General features: G+C 67.5%; 23 protein-coding genes and 1 other RNA gene. 17 read left to right on the top strand and 7 right to left on the bottom strand.

The features are described 5' to 3' along the window. Window positions 1-41 precede the first annotated feature (41 nt). Complete coding sequence (locus C0461_RS09560; protein WP_292106188.1) at window positions 42-404, bottom strand: hypothetical protein; 363 nt, start codon at window positions 402-404, stop codon at window positions 42-44. A 137-nt stretch (window positions 405-541) separates the two neighbouring features. On the opposite strand from C0461_RS09560, the gene C0461_RS09565 reads away from it, so the two are divergent. The 3 genes from C0461_RS09565 to C0461_RS09575 are packed head-to-tail and all read left to right on the top strand — an operon-like array spanning window position 542 to window position 2221. After that, the gene (locus C0461_RS09565; RefSeq protein WP_292106191.1) at window positions 542-1408 is read left to right on the top strand and encodes a thymidylate synthase; all 867 of its coding nucleotides are present in this window, start codon (window positions 542-544) and stop codon (window positions 1406-1408) included. Next, window positions 1405-1707: a phosphoribosyl-ATP pyrophosphohydrolase gene (locus C0461_RS09570; RefSeq protein ID WP_292106193.1), complete on the top strand. Its 303-nt coding sequence runs from the start codon at window positions 1405-1407 to the stop codon at window positions 1705-1707. Before C0461_RS09565 ends, C0461_RS09570 begins: the two co-directional genes overlap by 4 nt. A 1-nt stretch (window position 1708) precedes the next feature. Beyond that, window positions 1709-2221: a dihydrofolate reductase gene (locus tag C0461_RS09575; protein ID WP_292106196.1), complete on the top strand. Its 513-nt coding sequence runs from the start codon at window positions 1709-1711 to the stop codon at window positions 2219-2221. Here C0461_RS09575 and C0461_RS09580 read toward each other — a convergent pair. Then, window positions 2218-2541: a hypothetical protein gene (locus C0461_RS09580; RefSeq protein WP_292106199.1), complete on the bottom strand. Its 324-nt coding sequence runs from the start codon at window positions 2539-2541 to the stop codon at window positions 2218-2220. The two genes, C0461_RS09575 and C0461_RS09580, sit on opposite strands and share 4 nt — an antisense overlap. Window positions 2542-3036: 495 nt before the next feature. On the opposite strand from C0461_RS09580, the gene C0461_RS09585 reads away from it, so the two are divergent. Beyond that, the gene (locus C0461_RS09585) at window positions 3037-3261 is read left to right on the top strand and encodes a hypothetical protein (protein WP_292106201.1); all 225 of its coding nucleotides are present in this window, start codon (window positions 3037-3039) and stop codon (window positions 3259-3261) included. A gap of 12 nt (window positions 3262-3273) precedes the next feature. Here the strand turns inward: C0461_RS09585 and C0461_RS09590 are convergent, their stop codons facing one another. Continuing rightward, the gene (locus C0461_RS09590) at window positions 3274-4305 is read right to left on the bottom strand and encodes a hypothetical protein (protein WP_292106203.1); all 1032 of its coding nucleotides are present in this window, start codon (window positions 4303-4305) and stop codon (window positions 3274-3276) included. A 41-nt stretch (window positions 4306-4346) separates the two neighbouring features. Further along, window positions 4347-5426, bottom strand: a complete 1080-nt coding sequence (locus C0461_RS09595; RefSeq protein ID WP_292106206.1) for an Mrp/NBP35 family ATP-binding protein — start codon at window positions 5424-5426, stop codon at window positions 4347-4349. Window positions 5427-5478: 52 nt separating this feature from the next. On the opposite strand from C0461_RS09595, the gene miaA reads away from it, so the two are divergent. Beyond that, the gene (gene miaA / locus C0461_RS09600) at window positions 5479-6375 is read left to right on the top strand and encodes a tRNA (adenosine(37)-N6)-dimethylallyltransferase MiaA (protein WP_292106208.1); all 897 of its coding nucleotides are present in this window, start codon (window positions 5479-5481) and stop codon (window positions 6373-6375) included. Here the strand turns inward: miaA and C0461_RS09605 are convergent, their stop codons facing one another. After that, the gene (locus C0461_RS09605) at window positions 6376-7479 is read right to left on the bottom strand and encodes a sialidase family protein (RefSeq protein ID WP_292106209.1); all 1104 of its coding nucleotides are present in this window, start codon (window positions 7477-7479) and stop codon (window positions 6376-6378) included. It abuts the gene before it with no gap. Between the two features lie 130 nt (window positions 7480-7609). On the opposite strand from C0461_RS09605, the gene C0461_RS09610 reads away from it, so the two are divergent. The 7 genes from C0461_RS09610 to C0461_RS09640 all read left to right on the top strand — a co-directional run bounded on the left by C0461_RS09610 (window position 7610) and on the right by C0461_RS09640 (window position 11640). Then, window positions 7610-7927 (top strand): autorepressor SdpR family transcription factor, encoded by a 318-nt coding sequence (locus C0461_RS09610; RefSeq protein WP_292106211.1) that lies wholly within the window; start codon window positions 7610-7612, stop codon window positions 7925-7927. Beyond that, window positions 7924-8343, top strand: a complete 420-nt coding sequence (locus tag C0461_RS09615; RefSeq protein ID WP_292106213.1) for a hypothetical protein — start codon at window positions 7924-7926, stop codon at window positions 8341-8343. The genes C0461_RS09610 and C0461_RS09615 overlap by 4 nt, the downstream gene beginning before the upstream one ends. 74 nt (window positions 8344-8417) lie before the next feature. After that, on the top strand, window positions 8418-9392 hold the full coding sequence (locus tag C0461_RS09620; RefSeq protein ID WP_292106216.1) for a TraB/GumN family protein: 975 nt from the start codon (window positions 8418-8420) through the stop codon (window positions 9390-9392). A 9-nt stretch (window positions 9393-9401) separates the two neighbouring features. Continuing rightward, window positions 9402-9766, top strand: a transfer-messenger RNA (tmRNA) gene (gene ssrA / locus C0461_RS09625). A 90-nt stretch (window positions 9767-9856) separates the two neighbouring features. Next, a complete protein-coding gene (locus C0461_RS09630) occupies window positions 9857-10330 on the top strand; it encodes a ClpXP protease specificity-enhancing factor SspB (protein ID WP_292106219.1) in 474 nt (157 codons plus the stop codon). A gap of 82 nt (window positions 10331-10412) precedes the next feature. Next, a complete protein-coding gene (locus tag C0461_RS09635) occupies window positions 10413-11162 on the top strand; it encodes a C13 family peptidase (protein ID WP_292106222.1) in 750 nt (249 codons plus the stop codon). 115 nt (window positions 11163-11277) lie between these two features. Further along, window positions 11278-11640, top strand: coding sequence for a GFA family protein (locus C0461_RS09640; protein WP_292106224.1), 363 nt, complete (start codon window positions 11278-11280; stop codon window positions 11638-11640). Between the two features lie 7 nt (window positions 11641-11647). On the opposite strand, the gene C0461_RS09645 is transcribed toward C0461_RS09640, so the two are convergent. Continuing rightward, a complete protein-coding gene (locus C0461_RS09645; protein ID WP_292106227.1) occupies window positions 11648-11998 on the bottom strand; it encodes a RusA family crossover junction endodeoxyribonuclease in 351 nt (116 codons plus the stop codon). Between the two features lie 79 nt (window positions 11999-12077). Between C0461_RS09645 and fumC the strand changes: the two genes are divergently transcribed. From fumC to C0461_RS09670, 5 genes are all read left to right on the top strand, one after another. Continuing rightward, window positions 12078-13481, top strand: coding sequence for a class II fumarate hydratase (fumC, locus tag C0461_RS09650; RefSeq protein WP_292106230.1), 1404 nt, complete (start codon window positions 12078-12080; stop codon window positions 13479-13481). A gap of 230 nt (window positions 13482-13711) precedes the next feature. Further along, the gene (locus C0461_RS09655) at window positions 13712-14476 is read left to right on the top strand and encodes a hypothetical protein (RefSeq protein WP_292106232.1); all 765 of its coding nucleotides are present in this window, start codon (window positions 13712-13714) and stop codon (window positions 14474-14476) included. Window positions 14477-14631: 155 nt separating this feature from the next. Beyond that, complete coding sequence (locus tag C0461_RS09660; RefSeq protein ID WP_292106233.1) at window positions 14632-14880, top strand: type II toxin-antitoxin system CcdA family antitoxin; 249 nt, start codon at window positions 14632-14634, stop codon at window positions 14878-14880. Further along, the gene (locus tag C0461_RS09665; RefSeq protein WP_292106235.1) at window positions 14877-15185 is read left to right on the top strand and encodes a CcdB family protein; all 309 of its coding nucleotides are present in this window, start codon (window positions 14877-14879) and stop codon (window positions 15183-15185) included. Before C0461_RS09660 ends, C0461_RS09665 begins: the two co-directional genes overlap by 4 nt. Before the next feature lie 4 nt (window positions 15186-15189). Next, window positions 15190-15372: a DUF4169 family protein gene (locus C0461_RS09670; protein ID WP_292106236.1), complete on the top strand. Its 183-nt coding sequence runs from the start codon at window positions 15190-15192 to the stop codon at window positions 15370-15372. Here C0461_RS09670 and C0461_RS09675 read toward each other — a convergent pair. Next, the coding region (locus C0461_RS09675; RefSeq protein WP_292106237.1) for an EamA family transporter at window positions 15369-16082 on the bottom strand (714 nt) is incomplete at its 5' end. The two genes, C0461_RS09670 and C0461_RS09675, sit on opposite strands and share 4 nt — an antisense overlap.

Genomic DNA, 16082 nt, shown 5'->3' on the forward strand with positions numbered 1-16082 from the left:
TCGACCTTCAAACGCGAACGGAAGACGGCCTCTGAAGCGATTCAGAGGCCGTTTTCGGCGGCCCAGCGGTCCACGGCGCGGCGGGCGGCGAACAGGCTCATGCCCGGATTGGCGGCGCGCACGGCGTCGGCGGCCTCGTTGCGGGCCCCCTGTCGGGCATGGTGTTTGGCGGCGCCGGGCAGGTCGGCCTCCTCGACGGCCACGCCGCCGGCTTCATAGCGGCGGGCTCGCTCCACCGTGTTGTCGGCGCGGATGTTGCGGCGTCGGCGGTTGCCGATGCGCTGGGGGTCCTTGCGGGTGTGGGATCGCCCCATCAGGTAGCCGAACAGGAACATGGCCGTCAGGGCGACGATCGACACCAGATTGATGTTCGCGGCCAGGGTTTCCAGAGCGCTGACATCCATTTTGAGATCTCCGATTCGTTCCTGTGGGTGAAATCGTTTAGGCGAGCCATGGTTTCACCTAGCCTCGCGTAAACAGTCCACAGAAGCAAAGTTGAGCGGCTGTTGCCGGATGGGATGATTCGGGTCGACACAAGGTCATGAACGCCCTGGCCGCCATCGCAGACCTAGAAGCCCGCACCGGCGCGACGCCGGTCGCGGACGCCGACCATCCCGAGTTCCAGTATCTTGGCCTGCTGCAGGACATTCTTCAAAACGGCGTGGAGCGGGGCGACCGCACGGGCACCGGGACGCTGGGGGTGTTCGGCCGCCAGATGCGGTTCGACCTGTCGAAGGGCTTTCCCCTCCTGACCACCAAGAAGCTGCACCTGCGCTCGATCATGGTCGAGCTGCTGTGGTTCCTGCGCGGCGAGACCAACATCGCCTGGCTGAAGGACAACGGGGTCAGCATCTGGGACGAATGGGCGGACGCTAAAGGCGAGCTGGGCCCGGTCTATGGCAAGCAGTGGCGGTCCTGGTCCGCGCCGGACGGGCGGGTCATCGACCAGATCACCCGCGTGGTGGAGAGCCTGAAGACCAATCCCAACAGCCGCCGCCACATCGTCACCGCCTGGAACCCGGCGGACGTGGACGACATGGCCCTGCCGCCCTGTCACTGCCTGTTCCAGTTCTTCGTGGCGGATGGGAAGCTGAGCTGCCAGCTCTATCAACGCAGCGCCGACGTGTTCCTGGGCGTGCCGTTCAACATCGCCTCCTACGCCCTGATGACCCTGATGATGGCGCAGGTGACGGGGCTGAAGCCCGGCGAGTTCGTGCACACCTTCGGCGACGCGCACCTGTATCTGAACCATCTGGATCAGGCGAAGCTGCAGTTGACCCGCGAGCCACGCCCCCTGCCGACCATGACCATCGCGCCCCGGGACGACCTGTTCGCCTTCGGGCGGGAGGACTTCGTGCTCGAGGGCTATGACCCGTGGCCGCACATCAAGGCGGCGGTGGCGGTATGACCCTTTCAGACCTCTCCGCATCCGTCCTGCGCATCTCCGACATCTACGCCCGGGAGCACGGCATCGAGCGGGACCGGGACTGGGCGCTGCTGAAGATGCAGGAGGAGCTGGGCGAGCTGACGGCCGAGCATCTGCGGCTGTCCTCGCGGGCGCGGGGCGACGGAGACCCGGCGGCCCTGGCCGATGAGGCGGCGGACGTGCTGGGCATGCTGCTGATCTATTGCGACCGGGCGGGCATCGACATCGAGGACGCCATGCGGCGCAAATGGCTGAAGTGGCTGGAACAGGACGCGGCCTGAGATGATTCCCCTGTCCCTCGTGGTGGCGCGCGCGCGAAACGGCGTGATCGGGCGTGACGGCGACCTGCCGTGGCGGCTGCGGTCCGACCTGAAGCGGTTCAAGCAGATCACCCTGTCCAAGCCCTGCATCATGGGGCGCAAGACGTGGGACAGCCTGCCGCTGCGGCCCCTGCCCGGCCGGCTGAATCTGGTGCTGACGCGGGATTCCTCGTTCGAGGCTGCGGGCGCTGTGGCGTGCGAGAGCTTTTTCGAGGCGGTCGAGATCGCCGCCGAACAGGCTGAGGAGGAAGGGGCGGAAGAGATCTGCGTGATCGGCGGCGTGGCGCTGTTCGAACTGGCCCTGCCCCGCGCGAAACGGCTGTACATCACCGAGGTGGACGCGGAGCCCGAGGGCGAGGCGGTGTTCCCGGCCTTTGACGAGAGCGCTTTCGTGGAAGTGGCGTCAGAGCGCCACGAGCCGGGCGAGGCGGACGATCACGCCTTCACCTTCAGGATTCTGGAAAAACGCGTTTAGGGACAGGGCGCCCAGCGGCGGCCCACGCGCGGCCCATTCCCGCAGCGGGCGACCATGGCCTCTTTCAGCTGGGTCGACAGCAGGCGCGCCAGCGAGCCGATGGCGAACATCATCAGGGCCATGAAGGCCAGCATGGCGCCCAGGGCGATTCGGCCGCCCGGATCATGACCGCCGACGCCGAACACGCCCAGGGCTACGGCGGCGCCGAGGAAACCCAGGGTTCCGGCCACGCCTACAAGCCAGGTCGCGCGCCACAGGAACAGCGCCAGCACGCCGACGCGGGGCCGGCTCGCCAGGTTCTCGATCAATTTCGGGTCCATGCCGCCCTCCTGAACGCCAGCATCGCTCATGAACGAACAACGATCGATGAACGAAACCTGACAGCGCTTCAGTCCAGATAGGAAGCGGCGGAAAAAAGGCCAGAGGCTTAAGGTCTGGTAATGGGCGAAATGTCGGCGCGTCCTTTCCTTCCGGCCCGGCTGTGTCACTGTGGCCGCAGGCCCGATGGCGGGTCGGGGGGACGGCGATGGGTCTTTTCAATTGGCTGACCGGCAGCCGGGCGGCGCCCCCGGGCGTGGCGCGCGAGCCGGCGGCGGCCCTGCGCGAGCGCCTGCTTGGTCTGAACCGGGACACCGCGCCCTGGACGGTCCGCGATGGCGCGCCGGAAGGAGTCGATCTGGTCGCCGAATGGCGGATCGTCGACGCCGAATGGTACGAGATCTTCGCCAAGGCCGGGACCCGGCGGGTCTTCAAGGTGCTGATCAGGTTCGACGAGGCGCAGGGTGTGGTGCGCTCGGCCGACCAGGAATGGTCGGTTGAGTGGCGGGCGGGGGACCCCCGATCTGAGCCTGGCGGGCTCGGCGTTCCGGGGCCAGCAATGGGAGATGAGCTTCGAGAGCGTCCATGCCTTCCGCGAGGACGGCTCGTGGGGCGAGGTCTACAGCTACAAATTCAACACGGGCGAGCTCAAGGGACCGCTGCGCAAGGCGGTGGCCGAGGCGGGCTGGGGCTGGAAGGGCGTGGCGTTCGGCAGGCTGTGAGCCAGGTTTCGGCTAAGGTGTGCCGGCGGGCGGAAGGTCGGCCAGAAGCGCCTCATCATGCATCTGCCACTCGATCCGCCTTTCCAGCGCCCTGAACTCGTCGCGCATCCAGGAGGCGTCGGCGCCCACCATCCGGTCCGCGATCTCGGCCAGACGGTCCTTGCCGAGGATGTCATCGCCCATCACCGCCCGCCAGACATCGATCAGCCGCTCGCGGCGGGGCGGCATGAAGCGCAGGGGGCTGAAGGCCGGCGGGCTGCTGACGTAGCAAAGGGCGATCTCGCGCAGGGTCGAGAAATGCCGGTGTTCAATCGTCTCGGGCGCCTCCGCGATGCGGGTGCGCAGCCAGCGGGTCAGGTCGCCGATGGTCATGCCCAGAAGGTCCATGCCCATGGCCGTCGCCTGGGCCTGGTTCAGGCCGGATTCCAGAGACAGGTCCCAGACCATGTCCTCGAACACGGCCCGACCGGGCGGCCCCAGCAGGGCCGCGCCGAGCAGGATGCCGGCGAAGCAGTCGGTGGAGGCGTGTTCGCGAGCATCGGCGATCAGGCGATGCATGAGGTCCTCGTCGCCCATGCGGCCCACGAGGGCGGGCAGATACTCGTGAAACAGCGACTTTCCGAAACAGGCGGCGGCGGTCTGACGGATGTGGTCTTCCAGCCCGTCCAGAGGCAGGTGCAGCAGGCCGAGGACGGCGGATGTGGACTCGTGCCACTCGGGCCCGACCGCGTAGCGGAACAGCATGTCCCGGGTCTGGTCCATGCCGGCCCAGCCGAAGGCCCAGAGCAGATCATGGGGCGCCCCGGACTTCAGCGCGCCATCCGCGACGAAGGCGTTGTGCAGCCGCTCGACCATGGGCAAATCGCCGAGGCGGACCAGTAGGTCGACGAGTCCATAGTGGTCGTCCGGCGCGGCCATGAGCACCGACAGCAGAGCCTCGGCGTCCTCGGACGTTCCCAGAACGGCGATGACGTCCATCAGAGCATCGCGCTCGGGGTGGCGCAGGCCGGGTTCGGCGACGAGGCGGCGGGTGGCGTTCAGCATGGCGCGAAACTAGAGCGGCCGCCTCTCTGCGCAAGAGCCGGTCAGGTTTCGAGGGTCAGCGCGCGGGCGAGGCGTTCGGCCACGTCGACGAAGCGCCGCGCCGCCGGACTTTCCGCCGCGCCGATCATCAGCGGACGGCCCGCGTCGCCGGACTCGCGCACGGCCGCGTCCAGGGGAATGTCACCGAGGAAGGGCACGCCCAGACGCTCGGCTTCGGCCTCGGCGCCGCCGCGGCCGAAGACGTCGCCGGACATGTTCTCGATCAGGCCGAGGGTGGGCACGTTAACGCGGTCGAACAGGGTCCTGGCGCGGCGGGCGTCGGCCAGGGCCACTTCCTGCGGCGTGGAGACGATGACGGCGCCGTCCAGGGGCGTCTTCTGGATCAGGGTCAGCTGCACGTCGCCGGTGCCGGGCGGCAGGTCGACCACCAGCACGTCCAGCGGTTCGTCTTCCGTGCCCCAGCGGGTCTGGGTCAGCATCTGGGTGATGGCCTGGCTGGCCATGGGGCCGCGCCAGATCATGGCGTCTTCGGCCTGCATCAGCAGACCCACCGACATGGCCTTCAGGCCCCAGGCCTCGTGCGGGACCATGGCGCCGTCCTCATAGGCGGGCTTGCCGGAGATCCCCAGCATGGTGGGGGCGGAGGGGCCGTAGACGTCGGCGTCCAGCAACCCCACACGCAGGCCCCGCGCGGCCAGGGCGCAGGCCAGGTTCACAGACACGGTGGACTTGCCCACCCCGCCCTTGCCGCTGGCCACCGCCAGCACGCGGCGCACATGGGCAGGGCGCTCGGTGGGAACGGGGGCTTTCGCGCGGCCCTGATCGACGGCCTGGGGCGACAGGCCCGCGGTGCGGCGGCGCGGCGATGGTGCGGCCACGGCCTCGGCGGTCAGGACCACGGAGACACGCGCCATGCCGGGGATGGCCTTCAGCGCCGCCTCGGCCGCGTCGCGGACGGGGGCGTAGAGCGCCGTGTCGCCGGCGGGGACCTCCAGGGCGAAGCCGGCGCGGTCCTCGGCCACCACCAGCCCCTGCACCAGCCCGGCGACCATCAGCCCCTGCCCGCTTTTCGGGTCGGTGACGGCGTCCAGGGCGGCGATGACGGCGGCGCGGTCGGGCAAGGAGTCTCTCCGGCGGGTTGCTTACAGGGCGTGCGTCGTCATATCGGGTGTCATGGCCCGGAACCAAGCGCCGATCTCCCCCGTCACCCTGATCGGGGGCGCCACCGCCTCGGGCAAGTCGCGCCTGGCGCTGGATCTGGCGCGGGCGAGCGGCGCGGTGATCGTCAACGCCGACAGCCAGCAACTGTACGCGGACCTGCGCGTGCTGACGGCCAGGCCGGGGCCGGATGAGGAAGCGCAGGCGGAGCATCGCCTCTACGGCGTGGCCGACGCTACTGACGCCTGGTCGGTGGGCAAGTGGCTGCGCGCCGCAGAGGCTTTGCTGACCGAGTACGGCGCAGCCCGGCGGCCGGTGATCATCGTGGGCGGCACGGGGCTCTATTTCAACGCCCTGACGCGGGGGCTGGCGGACATCCCGCCGGTGCCGCCCGAGGTGCGCGCCGGGCTCGACGCCCGGTTCATCGCCGGGGGCGAGGCGGCGTTCCGGCAGTCGTTGGCCGAGGTCGATGCACCCTCCGAGGCGGCCATCGAAGCGGGCGACCGGCAGAGGCTGGTTCGGGCGCTGGCGGTGGCGCAGGTCGCGGGGCGGCCCATGTCGGCCCTGCGCGCCGACACCCGGCCGATACTCCCGCCCGGCGGCTATGAGGCTGTGGTGGTCGAGCCGGACCGAAAGACGCTCTACGCCGCCTGCGACACGCGGGTCTCGGTGATGATGGCCAACGGGGCGCTGGAGGAAGTGCGCGCCCTGATGGCGCGGGACCTGCCCCACGGCCTGCCGATCATGAAGGCGGTGGGGGTGCGCGAGTTGAGCGCGCATTTGCGGGGGGAGCTGTCCATGGACGACGCTCTGGACATCATGCGCCAGGCCACCCGCAACTACGCCAAGCGCCAGCTGACCTGGTTCAGGAACCAGACGCCGGACTGGCGCCGGGTCGATCCGCCCGCATGATCAGCCCAGCCGCGCCGGGTCCAGCACCACGTGCTTAATGCGGGTGCGGTTGTGGGTGTAGGTCACATGAACGCGGCCGTCGGACGCCTGGATCACGGCGGGATAGGCATAGCCGTCCGGAATGGGCTCATCATCCAGGATCAGCATGTTTCGCCACGCCAGACCATCATCCGACAGCCCCACATTGATCGGCCAGCGCGGTCCCCGGCCCGGGCGGGCGGGTTCATGGCCGGCGTGATTGTAGATCATCAGATGGCGCCCGTCGGCCAGGGTCACGGCGTCGGCGCCCGAGTTCGGATTGGGCAGGTCCACGGCGCCGATGGCCCCCCAGGTCCGGCCTCCGTCGTGTGACCATGTGGAGGCCAGCGCGCCCTGACGCGCCCGGGCCACCGCCTGAAGGACACCGTCGGGATGAACGAGGATGCTGGGCTGGATGGCGTCGATGTTCAGGGGGCTTTCGACGGGGTCGGTCAGGGTCCAGCTGCGGCCCTGATCGCGGCTGATCTCGAAATGCAGCCGCCAGCCCGCCCCCTCATTTGAGCCCATGCCCTCGCCCGCCTCTGTGCTGGACGGCGAAATCCAGCTGCCGTCCGACAGCACCAGCGGTTTGTTCTTGATCGGTCCGAGCACGCCGTCCGGCAGGCGGCGCGGCGTGGTCCATGTGCGGCCGCCGTCCGCGGAGGTGATGACCATGCCCCACCAGCTGAAGGGGTCAGGCCCGACCTTGTAGAACAGCACCAGGTCCCCGCCCGGCGGCTGGAACAGCACCGGATTCCAGGTGGGATGGCGCGTTCCGTCGGCCTGGATCCCGTCCGCCACCTGCACGCCCTCGCCCCAGACGCCGTTCTCGAAGCGAGCGAACCAGATGCAGACGTCCGGGTGCTTTTCATGCGTGCCGCCGAACCACGACGCGGCCAGGGCGCCGTCGGCGGTCTCGACGATGGTGGAAGCGTGGCACTGGGGATAGGGCGCCTGCTCGTAGATGAAGCCCGACCGCAGAACCGGCCCGGCGCCTTGACGGTCTTCAGCGTGCGCCGCGAGCGCTGACAGGCCGGCGCCCGTCGCCAGACCGATGCCCAGCGTCCTGCGCGTCAAATTGCTCATGCCGCGACCCTTCCCGAAATCAGTACTGTTCGATGGTCACCGGCGAAGCGACCCGGGTCAATGACGGCGCCCGGCGTGGCGCTTTAACTTCAGCGTTGACATATTTCGATGATTAGCTAATTATTGATTCATGAGCTCAGTCTTCAAAGCCCTCGCAGACCCGACGCGCCGCAAGGTGCTGGAGCTGCTGCGCGTCCACCCCATGACCGCAGGGGAGCTGTGCGAACACTTCCCGGTGTCAAAGCCCACCATGTCGGCCCACTTCAACGTGCTGAAGGAGGCCGACCTGATCGACGCCAGCAAGCAGGGCACGACCATCACCTACCGGATCAAGCTGTCGGTGCTGGAGGACGCCTTGCTGGGCTTCGCCCAGGCGCTGGGCATCGGTCCGGACGCTGATCCCGCCAAGGCGGATCGAACCACGCCTGAACAAGGAACAGGATCATGAAACGCCTTCTTCCCTCCATCTTGCTCGCCGCCGGTTTTCTCATCGCGGCCGCGGGCCTGAAATACGCAGAGAGCGTCGGCCTGGTCGGCGACGACACGGCCCAGCGGACCGTCCAGGTGATGATCGGCCTGATGCTGGCCGGCTTCGCCAATGTCGCGCCCAAGCGGATCGGTCCCCAGCGCATGTCTCGCGAGGCCGAGGCGCGGATGCAGACGGCACGCCGGATCGGCGGCTGGTCCCTGACCCTTGCCGGGCTGGCCCATGCCGGACTCTGGGCCTTCGCCCCTGTCGACTTCGCCGTGACCGCCGCCATGATCCTGGTGGGGTCCAGCCTCGCCATCGCCATCGGCTACGCCATCTGGGCTTGCCGCAAGCTGGGCGCACCGCCGGCGTCCGAAGCGACCAACGGCTCCTGAGCCGCCGCCGTCGCTGACAGACGGCCCTCCCGGCGGCGCCCCGCCGCCTGAACCTCACCCACAGGATCATTTCCATGACGCATCAACATCGCGGCGAAAGCCGTGCGCGCACCCGCATGTCCGCCGCCTGCCGACTGGCGTTGGCCGCGACCCTGACCATCGGCCTGTTTCAATCGCCCGCCGGGACGGTCCTTGCCCAGACGCCCGCGCCCCGGGAAGCCCCATCGCCCATCCAGGCGTCGGCCCCAAACCCCGCCCTCTGGGTCGTGCGCGACGCCGATTCCACCCTCTACCTGTTCGGGACCGTGCATTTCCTGCGCCCGACGACGGCATGGGAATCGTCTCGCGTCACCGAGGCTTTCGACAGCGCCGACCTGCTGGTGCTGGAAGTCGCCGATCCGAACGATCAGGCCGCCCTTCTGCCGCTGATCCAGCGGCACGGCCTGGCGCCGGACACGCCGCTATCCAGCCTGCTGACGGCTGAGGAACTGGCCACCCTGGATGCGGCGGCGCGCACCATCGGCGCCAGCGCCGCAGCCATGGACAGGCTGCGCCCCTGGCTGGCCGGCGTGACCCTGTCGGCCTCGACCGTGGTCCGGGCCGGTTATGATCCCGGATCCGGGGCGGACCTGATCCTGCGCGCCCGCGCCGAAGCCGCGGGCACACCGATCGCGGGCCTCGAGACGCCGGAAGACCAGATCCGGATGCTGGCGGGCTTTCCCGAGGCGGGACAATTGACCTTCCTGCGCCGCACACTGGCCGAGTTCGACAACGCCCTGACGGTTCCGGACCAGCTGGTCGAGGCCTGGGCGACCGGCGACGTGGAAGCGATCCACGCCCTCGCCGTCACGCCCATGCGTCTGGAGAGCGAGCTGATTCACCAGACCGTTCTTGTTGAGCGGAATCTCCGGTGGACGGACCGGATCGAGACCCTGCTGGAGGGATCAGGCACAGCCTTCATCGCGGTCGGGGTGCTGCATCTGGTTGGCGACGACAGCGTGCCGGCCATCCTGCGTTCGCGCGGTGTGGAGGTTGTGGTCGCGCCCTAGGACGCACGCCCTCTTGGAACCCCGGCCCTGATCCCCTATATTGGGGGTGTCCGGGTTCGCCCGGACTATAGCGATAAACGCGCTTGTAATAAGCGGACCGGACCCGGGTGCGATTCCCGGCGGCTCCACCAACTTCTCCCCGCGTTATCGGTGGAGGCAGCATGGGGCCGACTAGCATCGACGGACGTGTAAAGAAGATTGCTTTCGCTCGTCCTGGCCCACCGTATCGGGCCTTTATCTAAATGCGAACGATAACTTCGCTGAGGAATACGCTGTCGCCGCGTAATGCGGTTCCGGCATTTCCGACCTAAGTCCTGAGGGTTCAGATCCTCAGGCGGGGCCCGGGAGGCGCCTGGCAACAGAAGCCTCCCACTTTACCCTGATTTGAACTTTCGCCGCGCCGCCGCCCCCGCTATCACTCCGCCCCAGGGTCACGCTGACCCTTTCGGGCTTGCGGAGACAACATGGCTGAGACGCCGGTGCGCGACGAGATGGGCTATGAGGCCATGGCCCAGAACGCCCTGAGGGGCGTCGTGCGGGCCGCCCTGGAGCGGGCCGCCATGCCTGAAGGCCTGCCCGGCGAGCACCATTTCTACATCACCTTCAAGACCCGGGCGAAGGGCGTCTCCGTCCCGCCTGACGTGTCCGAGAAATACCCGGACGAGATCACCGTGGTGATGCAGCACCAGTACTGGGACCTGACCATCGACGACGAGGGGTTCTCGGTGCTGCTGAAGTTCGGCGGCCAGCCCAAGAAGCTGGTGACGCCCTGGACGGCCGTGGTGCGGTTCTATGACCCCAGCGTGCAGTTCCTGCTGCAGTTCGAGGCGCCCGAACTTCCCACCGAGCCGGAGCCGGAGGATGAGCCGGAGGCGCCTCCCCCGCCCGTCGACGACGGCCCCAAGGTCGTCTCGCTGGACCAGTTCCGCAAGAAATAGGCTGACGTCGCCTGACGCTCCCGCTTCTCTCTCTTTTCATCCGGGCCGCGCTTGCTAGGGTGATGACGCTGGAGGGATGGGAATGCGGGTCTTTCGCTGTCTTTCAATCGCCCTTTGTGTCCTCGCCCTGACCACGCCCAGGGCGGTGGCGCAGTCTGGCGCTTTCGAGGGCTGGTCCGCCGTGGTCATCGCCGGGGACTGGACCGACAGCCGCGGACAGCCGATCCAGGCCTTCGACAACGCCCTGCGCGACCTGACCACCTCCTTTCAGAGAGCCGGTTTCAGTCCAGACCTGACGGCGGCCTACTCCCTGCGCCCCGACGGGGGGGTCAGCGCCCGAACCGCCATCGAGGGCGCGGCGGCGGTTACGCGGCGGGGCGGCGACGGCTGTCTCGTCTATTTCACCTCGCACGGCTCACCCGGCAGGATCGTGTTCGGGCCGGGTGAACGGCTGGAGCCGGGGCGGATGAACGCCCTGATCGGCGACTGGTGCGGACAGCGGCCGACGGTGGTGGTGGTGTCCGCCTGCTACTCCGGCGGCTTCATGGGCGCCCTGTCGCGGCCGAACCGCATGATCGTCACGGCCGCGCGGGCCGACCGCAGTTCGTTCGGATGCAGCGCCGACTCCACCTATCCCTATTTCGACGACTGCGTGATGCAGAGCCTGGAGACGGCGAGCGACTTCATCGCCCTGGCCGGTCAGGCCCGGCGGTGCGTGGCCGCGCGTGAGCAGGCTGAGGGCCTGACGCCGCCATCCGAGCCGCAGGTCTTCATCGGCGGATCCATGCAACTGCTGCTGCCCACCCTGCGGTTCGACCGGCCGTCGAAGTGACCGGTTTTCGCTGGCGTGATCGCGGCGTTCGTGCGAACATAAAGTGAACACTGGTTCTGACGGAGGGATGACCATGCCAGGCGGGGGATGCCATTGCGGTGCGGTGCGATACGAGATGACGACGGAGGTGGCGCACCATGCGCTGTGTCACTGCACCGACTGCCGCAAGGCCAGCGGCGCGCCGGCGACCGCCTGGGCCATGGCGGCGGCGGATCAGGTGACGATCACCGGCGAGCTGGTCACCTACGCCTCGTCGGAGCATGGCCGACGGATGTTCTGCGGCGTCTGCGGGACCAGCCTGTTCTACACCAATGAGGCGATCTTCCCGGGCATGATCGACGTGCAGAGCGCGACCCTGGATGATCCGGATGCGATTCCGCTGGGCGGCCAGATCCAGACGGCCGAGCGGATCGGCTGGATGGGACATCTGGCCGATCTGCCCAGCTTCGAGCGCTATCCGGGCCCGCCGGAGAATTGAGGCCGGTTCAGCGAGGCCGCACGGCGATGGTGATGCGCTCGCGCTCGCCCTCGTGCCGCTCCACCAGCAGGCGCGCCACCTGGGCGTCGTCGTGGAACAGATAGCCCTTGATGGCGTCCAGCAGGGCCTTGGCCAGATTGTCCAGATCGATATGCGGCGGTTCGCCCACATGCTCCATGCGGATGTCCACGGCGAAGTCGCCCCATGACGGGCGCGAGGACCATTCCTTTCGCATGAACTCATAGACCAGCGGCTTGTAGTATTTGGCCTGGGTGGTGAGGCCGTCGATCATGATCTCGACCGCGCCCTCCCGCTCGCGGGCGCGCACCTTGCCGGTTCCGGTCCAGTCCTGATCCATCGCGCCCTCGGCTTGCCCCCTGCGGTCTGCGTGCTACACCGCCGCGCACCTTCCCGCCATGCCTGACGACGAGCGCACCATGACCCAGAACCGCCCAGACACCCGGACAGAATCCGACACCTTCGGCCCCATCGAGGTTCAGGCGGACCGCTACTGGGGCGCCCAGGCGCAACGCAGCCTCGGCAATTTCAAGATCGGCTGGGAGAAGCAGCCCCTGCCGATCGTGCGGGCGCTGGGCATCGTCAAGCGCGGCGCCGCCGAGACCAATATGGCGCTGGGCCGGCTGGACAAGGACCTGGGCAAGGCCATCGTCCAGGCCGCCGACGAGGTGATCGAGGGCAAGCTGAACGACCACTTCCCGCTGGTGGTGTGGCAGACCGGCTCGGGCACCCAGTCCAACATGAACGCCAATGAGGTGATTTCGAACCGCGCCATCGAGATCCTGGGCGGCGAGATGGGCTCGAAAAAGCCGGTCCATCCCAATGACCACGTCAACATGAGCCAGTCGTCCAACGACACCTATCCCACGGCCATGCACGTGGCCTGCGCGGAAGAGGTGGTGCATCGGCTGGTCCCGGCCCTGCAGACCCTGCGCAACGCCCTCAACGACAAGGCCGAGGCGTGGAAGGACATCATCAAGATCGGCCGCACCCACACCCAGGACGCCACGCCTCTGACCCTCGGTCAGGAGTTCAGCGCCTATGTGCAGCAGGTGACCAAGGGCATTGAACGCATTGAACAAACCTTGCCCGACCTGATGCAGCTGGCACAGGGCGGCACCGCCGTCGGCACCGGCCTGAACGCCCCTATCGGCTTCGCGGAAGGCGTGGCGGACAAGATCGCCCAGATCACCGGCCTGCCCTTCACCACCGCCCCCAACAAGTTCGAGGCCCTGGCCGCCCACGACGCCATGGTCATGACCCACGGCGCCATCAACACGGTGGCGGCGTCCCTGTTCAAGATCGCCAACGACATCCGCTTCCTGGGCTCCGGCCCCCGGGCGGGTCTGGGCGAGCTGGCCCTGCCCGAGAACGAGCCTGGCAGCTCCATCATGCCGGGCAAGGTCAATCCGACCCAGTGCGAGGCCCTGACCCAGGTGTGCGTGCAGGTGTTCGGCAACCACGCCGCGATCACCTTCGCCGGGTCGCAGGGGCATTTCGAGCTGAACGTGTTCAACCCGGTGATGGCCTACAATTTCCTGCAGTCGGTGCGGCTGATGGCCGACGCGGCGGTCAGCTTCACCGACAACTGCGTGGTGGGCATCGAGCCGCGCCGGGACAACATCCAGAAGGGCGTGGAGAACAGCCTGATGCTGGTCACCGCCCTGAACGCGAAGCTGGGCTATGACGCCTGCGCCAGGATCGCCAAGACGGCCCACAAGAACGGCACCACCCTGCGCGAGGAGGCCGTCGGCGGCGGCTATCTGACCAATGAAGAGTTCGACGAATGGGTGCGGCCGGAGAAGATGATCGCGCCGGGGTGAGATCGACGCCGGCCTTGAGGATGGACACGGCAAGGCTTGAAGCTTAGCAATAGCCTTGGGGGCGCTTAGGGATCCTTAGTGTCGTGAAAATTCTCAAGATTGCGGCGGGCGTCCTCCTGTTCGCATTGTTTTCTCTCGCCCTGCTGGCCTACGCCTACACCCACTGGCTGCCTCGAGGGCCGCAACTGACCCAGGCCGCGCCGACGCCTGACGGCAAGAGCCAGTTCGTCATGGCGGCCTATGAAAACTCGGAACGGCGGACAATTCGCGTCTGGACGTATCGCCCCGAAACCTGGACCGACGCCGATCCGGTCCTCTTTGTCATGCACGGCATGGGCCGCAATGCGGAAACCTATCTGGATGCGTGGACCGAGATCGCCGAACAGCATGGCTTCCTGCTGGTCGCGCCTGAATTCGAAAGCCGCTTCGCCCAGTATGTCACAAGTGACTATCAGGAAGGCAATGTGCAGACCTTCTATGGGGCGCTGAACCCCGAGGAGGAATGGGCGTTCACGGTCATCGAAAACATCTTTGACCGCCTCAACACGACCAACGGCTGGTCGGCTCTGGCATACGACATGTTCGGACACTCAGCGGGCGGGCAATTCGTGCAGCGGATGGTTATGCTGAAGCCGCACGCCCGCATCCGGCGGGCTGTCGCCGCCAATGCCGGAACCTACACCTTTCCTGACGAGACAATCGGCTATCCGTTCGGGCTGCGATCCGTTCCGCACGACCTGACTCGCTCATACACCACGGACCTCATCATCCTGCTGGGCGAACTGGACAATACGGCCGACCAGGGTCGCCTCGATCAGTCCGGACCTGCCATGGCTCAGGGCGAACATCGTCTCGAGCGCGGGCGGAATTTCTTCTCGGATTCCCAGAAGGACGCGGAAGGTCGGCGTGCCCCGTTCCATTGGCGCCTTCGAACGGTTCCCGACACAGGTCATGATTTCCGAGCTATGTCCGAAGCGGCAGCTGCGCTGTTCTGAAGCGTTCTTGTTTCAGGTAATGCCTTTGCGTCTTCCTGTAGGGATGTTCAGGTGGCGGACGCGGCGTTCGACGCGTGGGTGCGTCCCGAGAAGATGATCGCGCCGGGCTGAGGGCTGTTGTAGCGGGTCGCGCCGTTTCGACGTAGTCTGGGCCCATGGGCAAGGTGGACCTGAACATCGGCATCGACCCCGAACTGCTGGCCCAGGCCGAGCGGCTGGGGATCGACGTTGGCGGCATGGACGAGCGGACGCTGCGGCTGCACCTGCAAAAGGTGGACCCCGCCGGCGCCGAAGAACGCGCCAGACGGTGGGCCGAGGAGAACGCCGAGGCGATCCGGGTGCACAATGAGTTCGTCCGCAAGCATGGGCTGCTGTCGGATCACTTTCGGCCCTGGTGGCTGTGAAACAGTTCGATCTTTATCGGAATCCGTCTGCGGCTCTTCACGAAGTCGCACCCTATCTTGTCATCCTGTCCTCTCATTTGTTTGCGGACCTTTCCGAGGTCGTCGTCGCGCCAGTGGTCCGGCATGGACAGCTGGAAGCCAGCAGTTTCGACGTACCGGTTGAATGGAACTCCGAAGCTTTCAACGTCAGCGTCATCGGCCTGGCCGCCATTCGCAGCATTCATCTCAGGGATCGCATCGGGACATTGCTCGACCATGAGTTCGACATCCGCCGGGCGCTGGACCGGCTGTTCACGGGGTTCTGAGGCGATGACGGGCGAGATCATCAATCTGAACAAGGCGCGCAAGGATCGGGCGCGGGCGGAGGCAAAGGCGACGGCGGCCGCCAACCGGGTCGCGTTCGGCCGCACCAGGGGCCAGAAGGACGCGGCGCGGATCGAGGCCGAGCGGCTGAAGCGCGAACTGGACGGGGCGAAGCGCGACGACGACTAGGCGGCGGATACCCGCGGGGCCTTGATCAGCAGCATCTGACCGGCCAGCACGAGGGCCAGCCCGGCGAAGGCGGCGAGCCCGAAGGTGGCGCCCTCGAACAGCACCGACACCAGCATGGCCACCGGCGGCGTCAGGGCCGAGATGTAGGACGCCAGCGCGTAGCCCCGGGCCCGCGCCAGGGTGAAGTACAGCAGGAACGCCACCACCGAGCCGAGCATCGACAGGTGCAGCAGGGACAGCACGTAGCGGGGGGTGAACTCGAACGTCCACTCCACCCCGATGACCAGGCCGAACAGGGCCAGGAAGGCTGTGCCGTAGGCCATGGCCCAGGCGGTGGCGGGAATGACCGGGGCGGCGGCGGTCTGGGCCTTCCAGGCGAAGACGTTGCCTACTGCGGAGGCGAGGACGGCGATGAGCGCGAAGGTCAGCCCGATCAGGGCGCGCTGGTCCATGCCGGCGCGCAGCAGCTCCGACGCGAACAGCACCCCGACGCCCAGAATGCCCAGCCCGGCGCCGGCCCACGACAGCCGCGCAGCCTTCTGGCGGGCCACGACGCGGAAGATCACCAGATTGAGGAAGGCCAGGGCGGCGAAGATCACCGCCACCACGGCGGAGGCCACCCGCTCCTCGGCCCAGTAGACGAAGGCGTAGCCGATGGTGAAGACGAACAGCCCCTGCCCCATCAGCGCCAGATGCTGGGCGCGGGTCAT

The sequence above is a fragment of the Brevundimonas sp. genome (genome assembly GCF_013823285.1).
Classification (GTDB): domain Bacteria; phylum Pseudomonadota; class Alphaproteobacteria; order Caulobacterales; family Caulobacteraceae; genus Brevundimonas.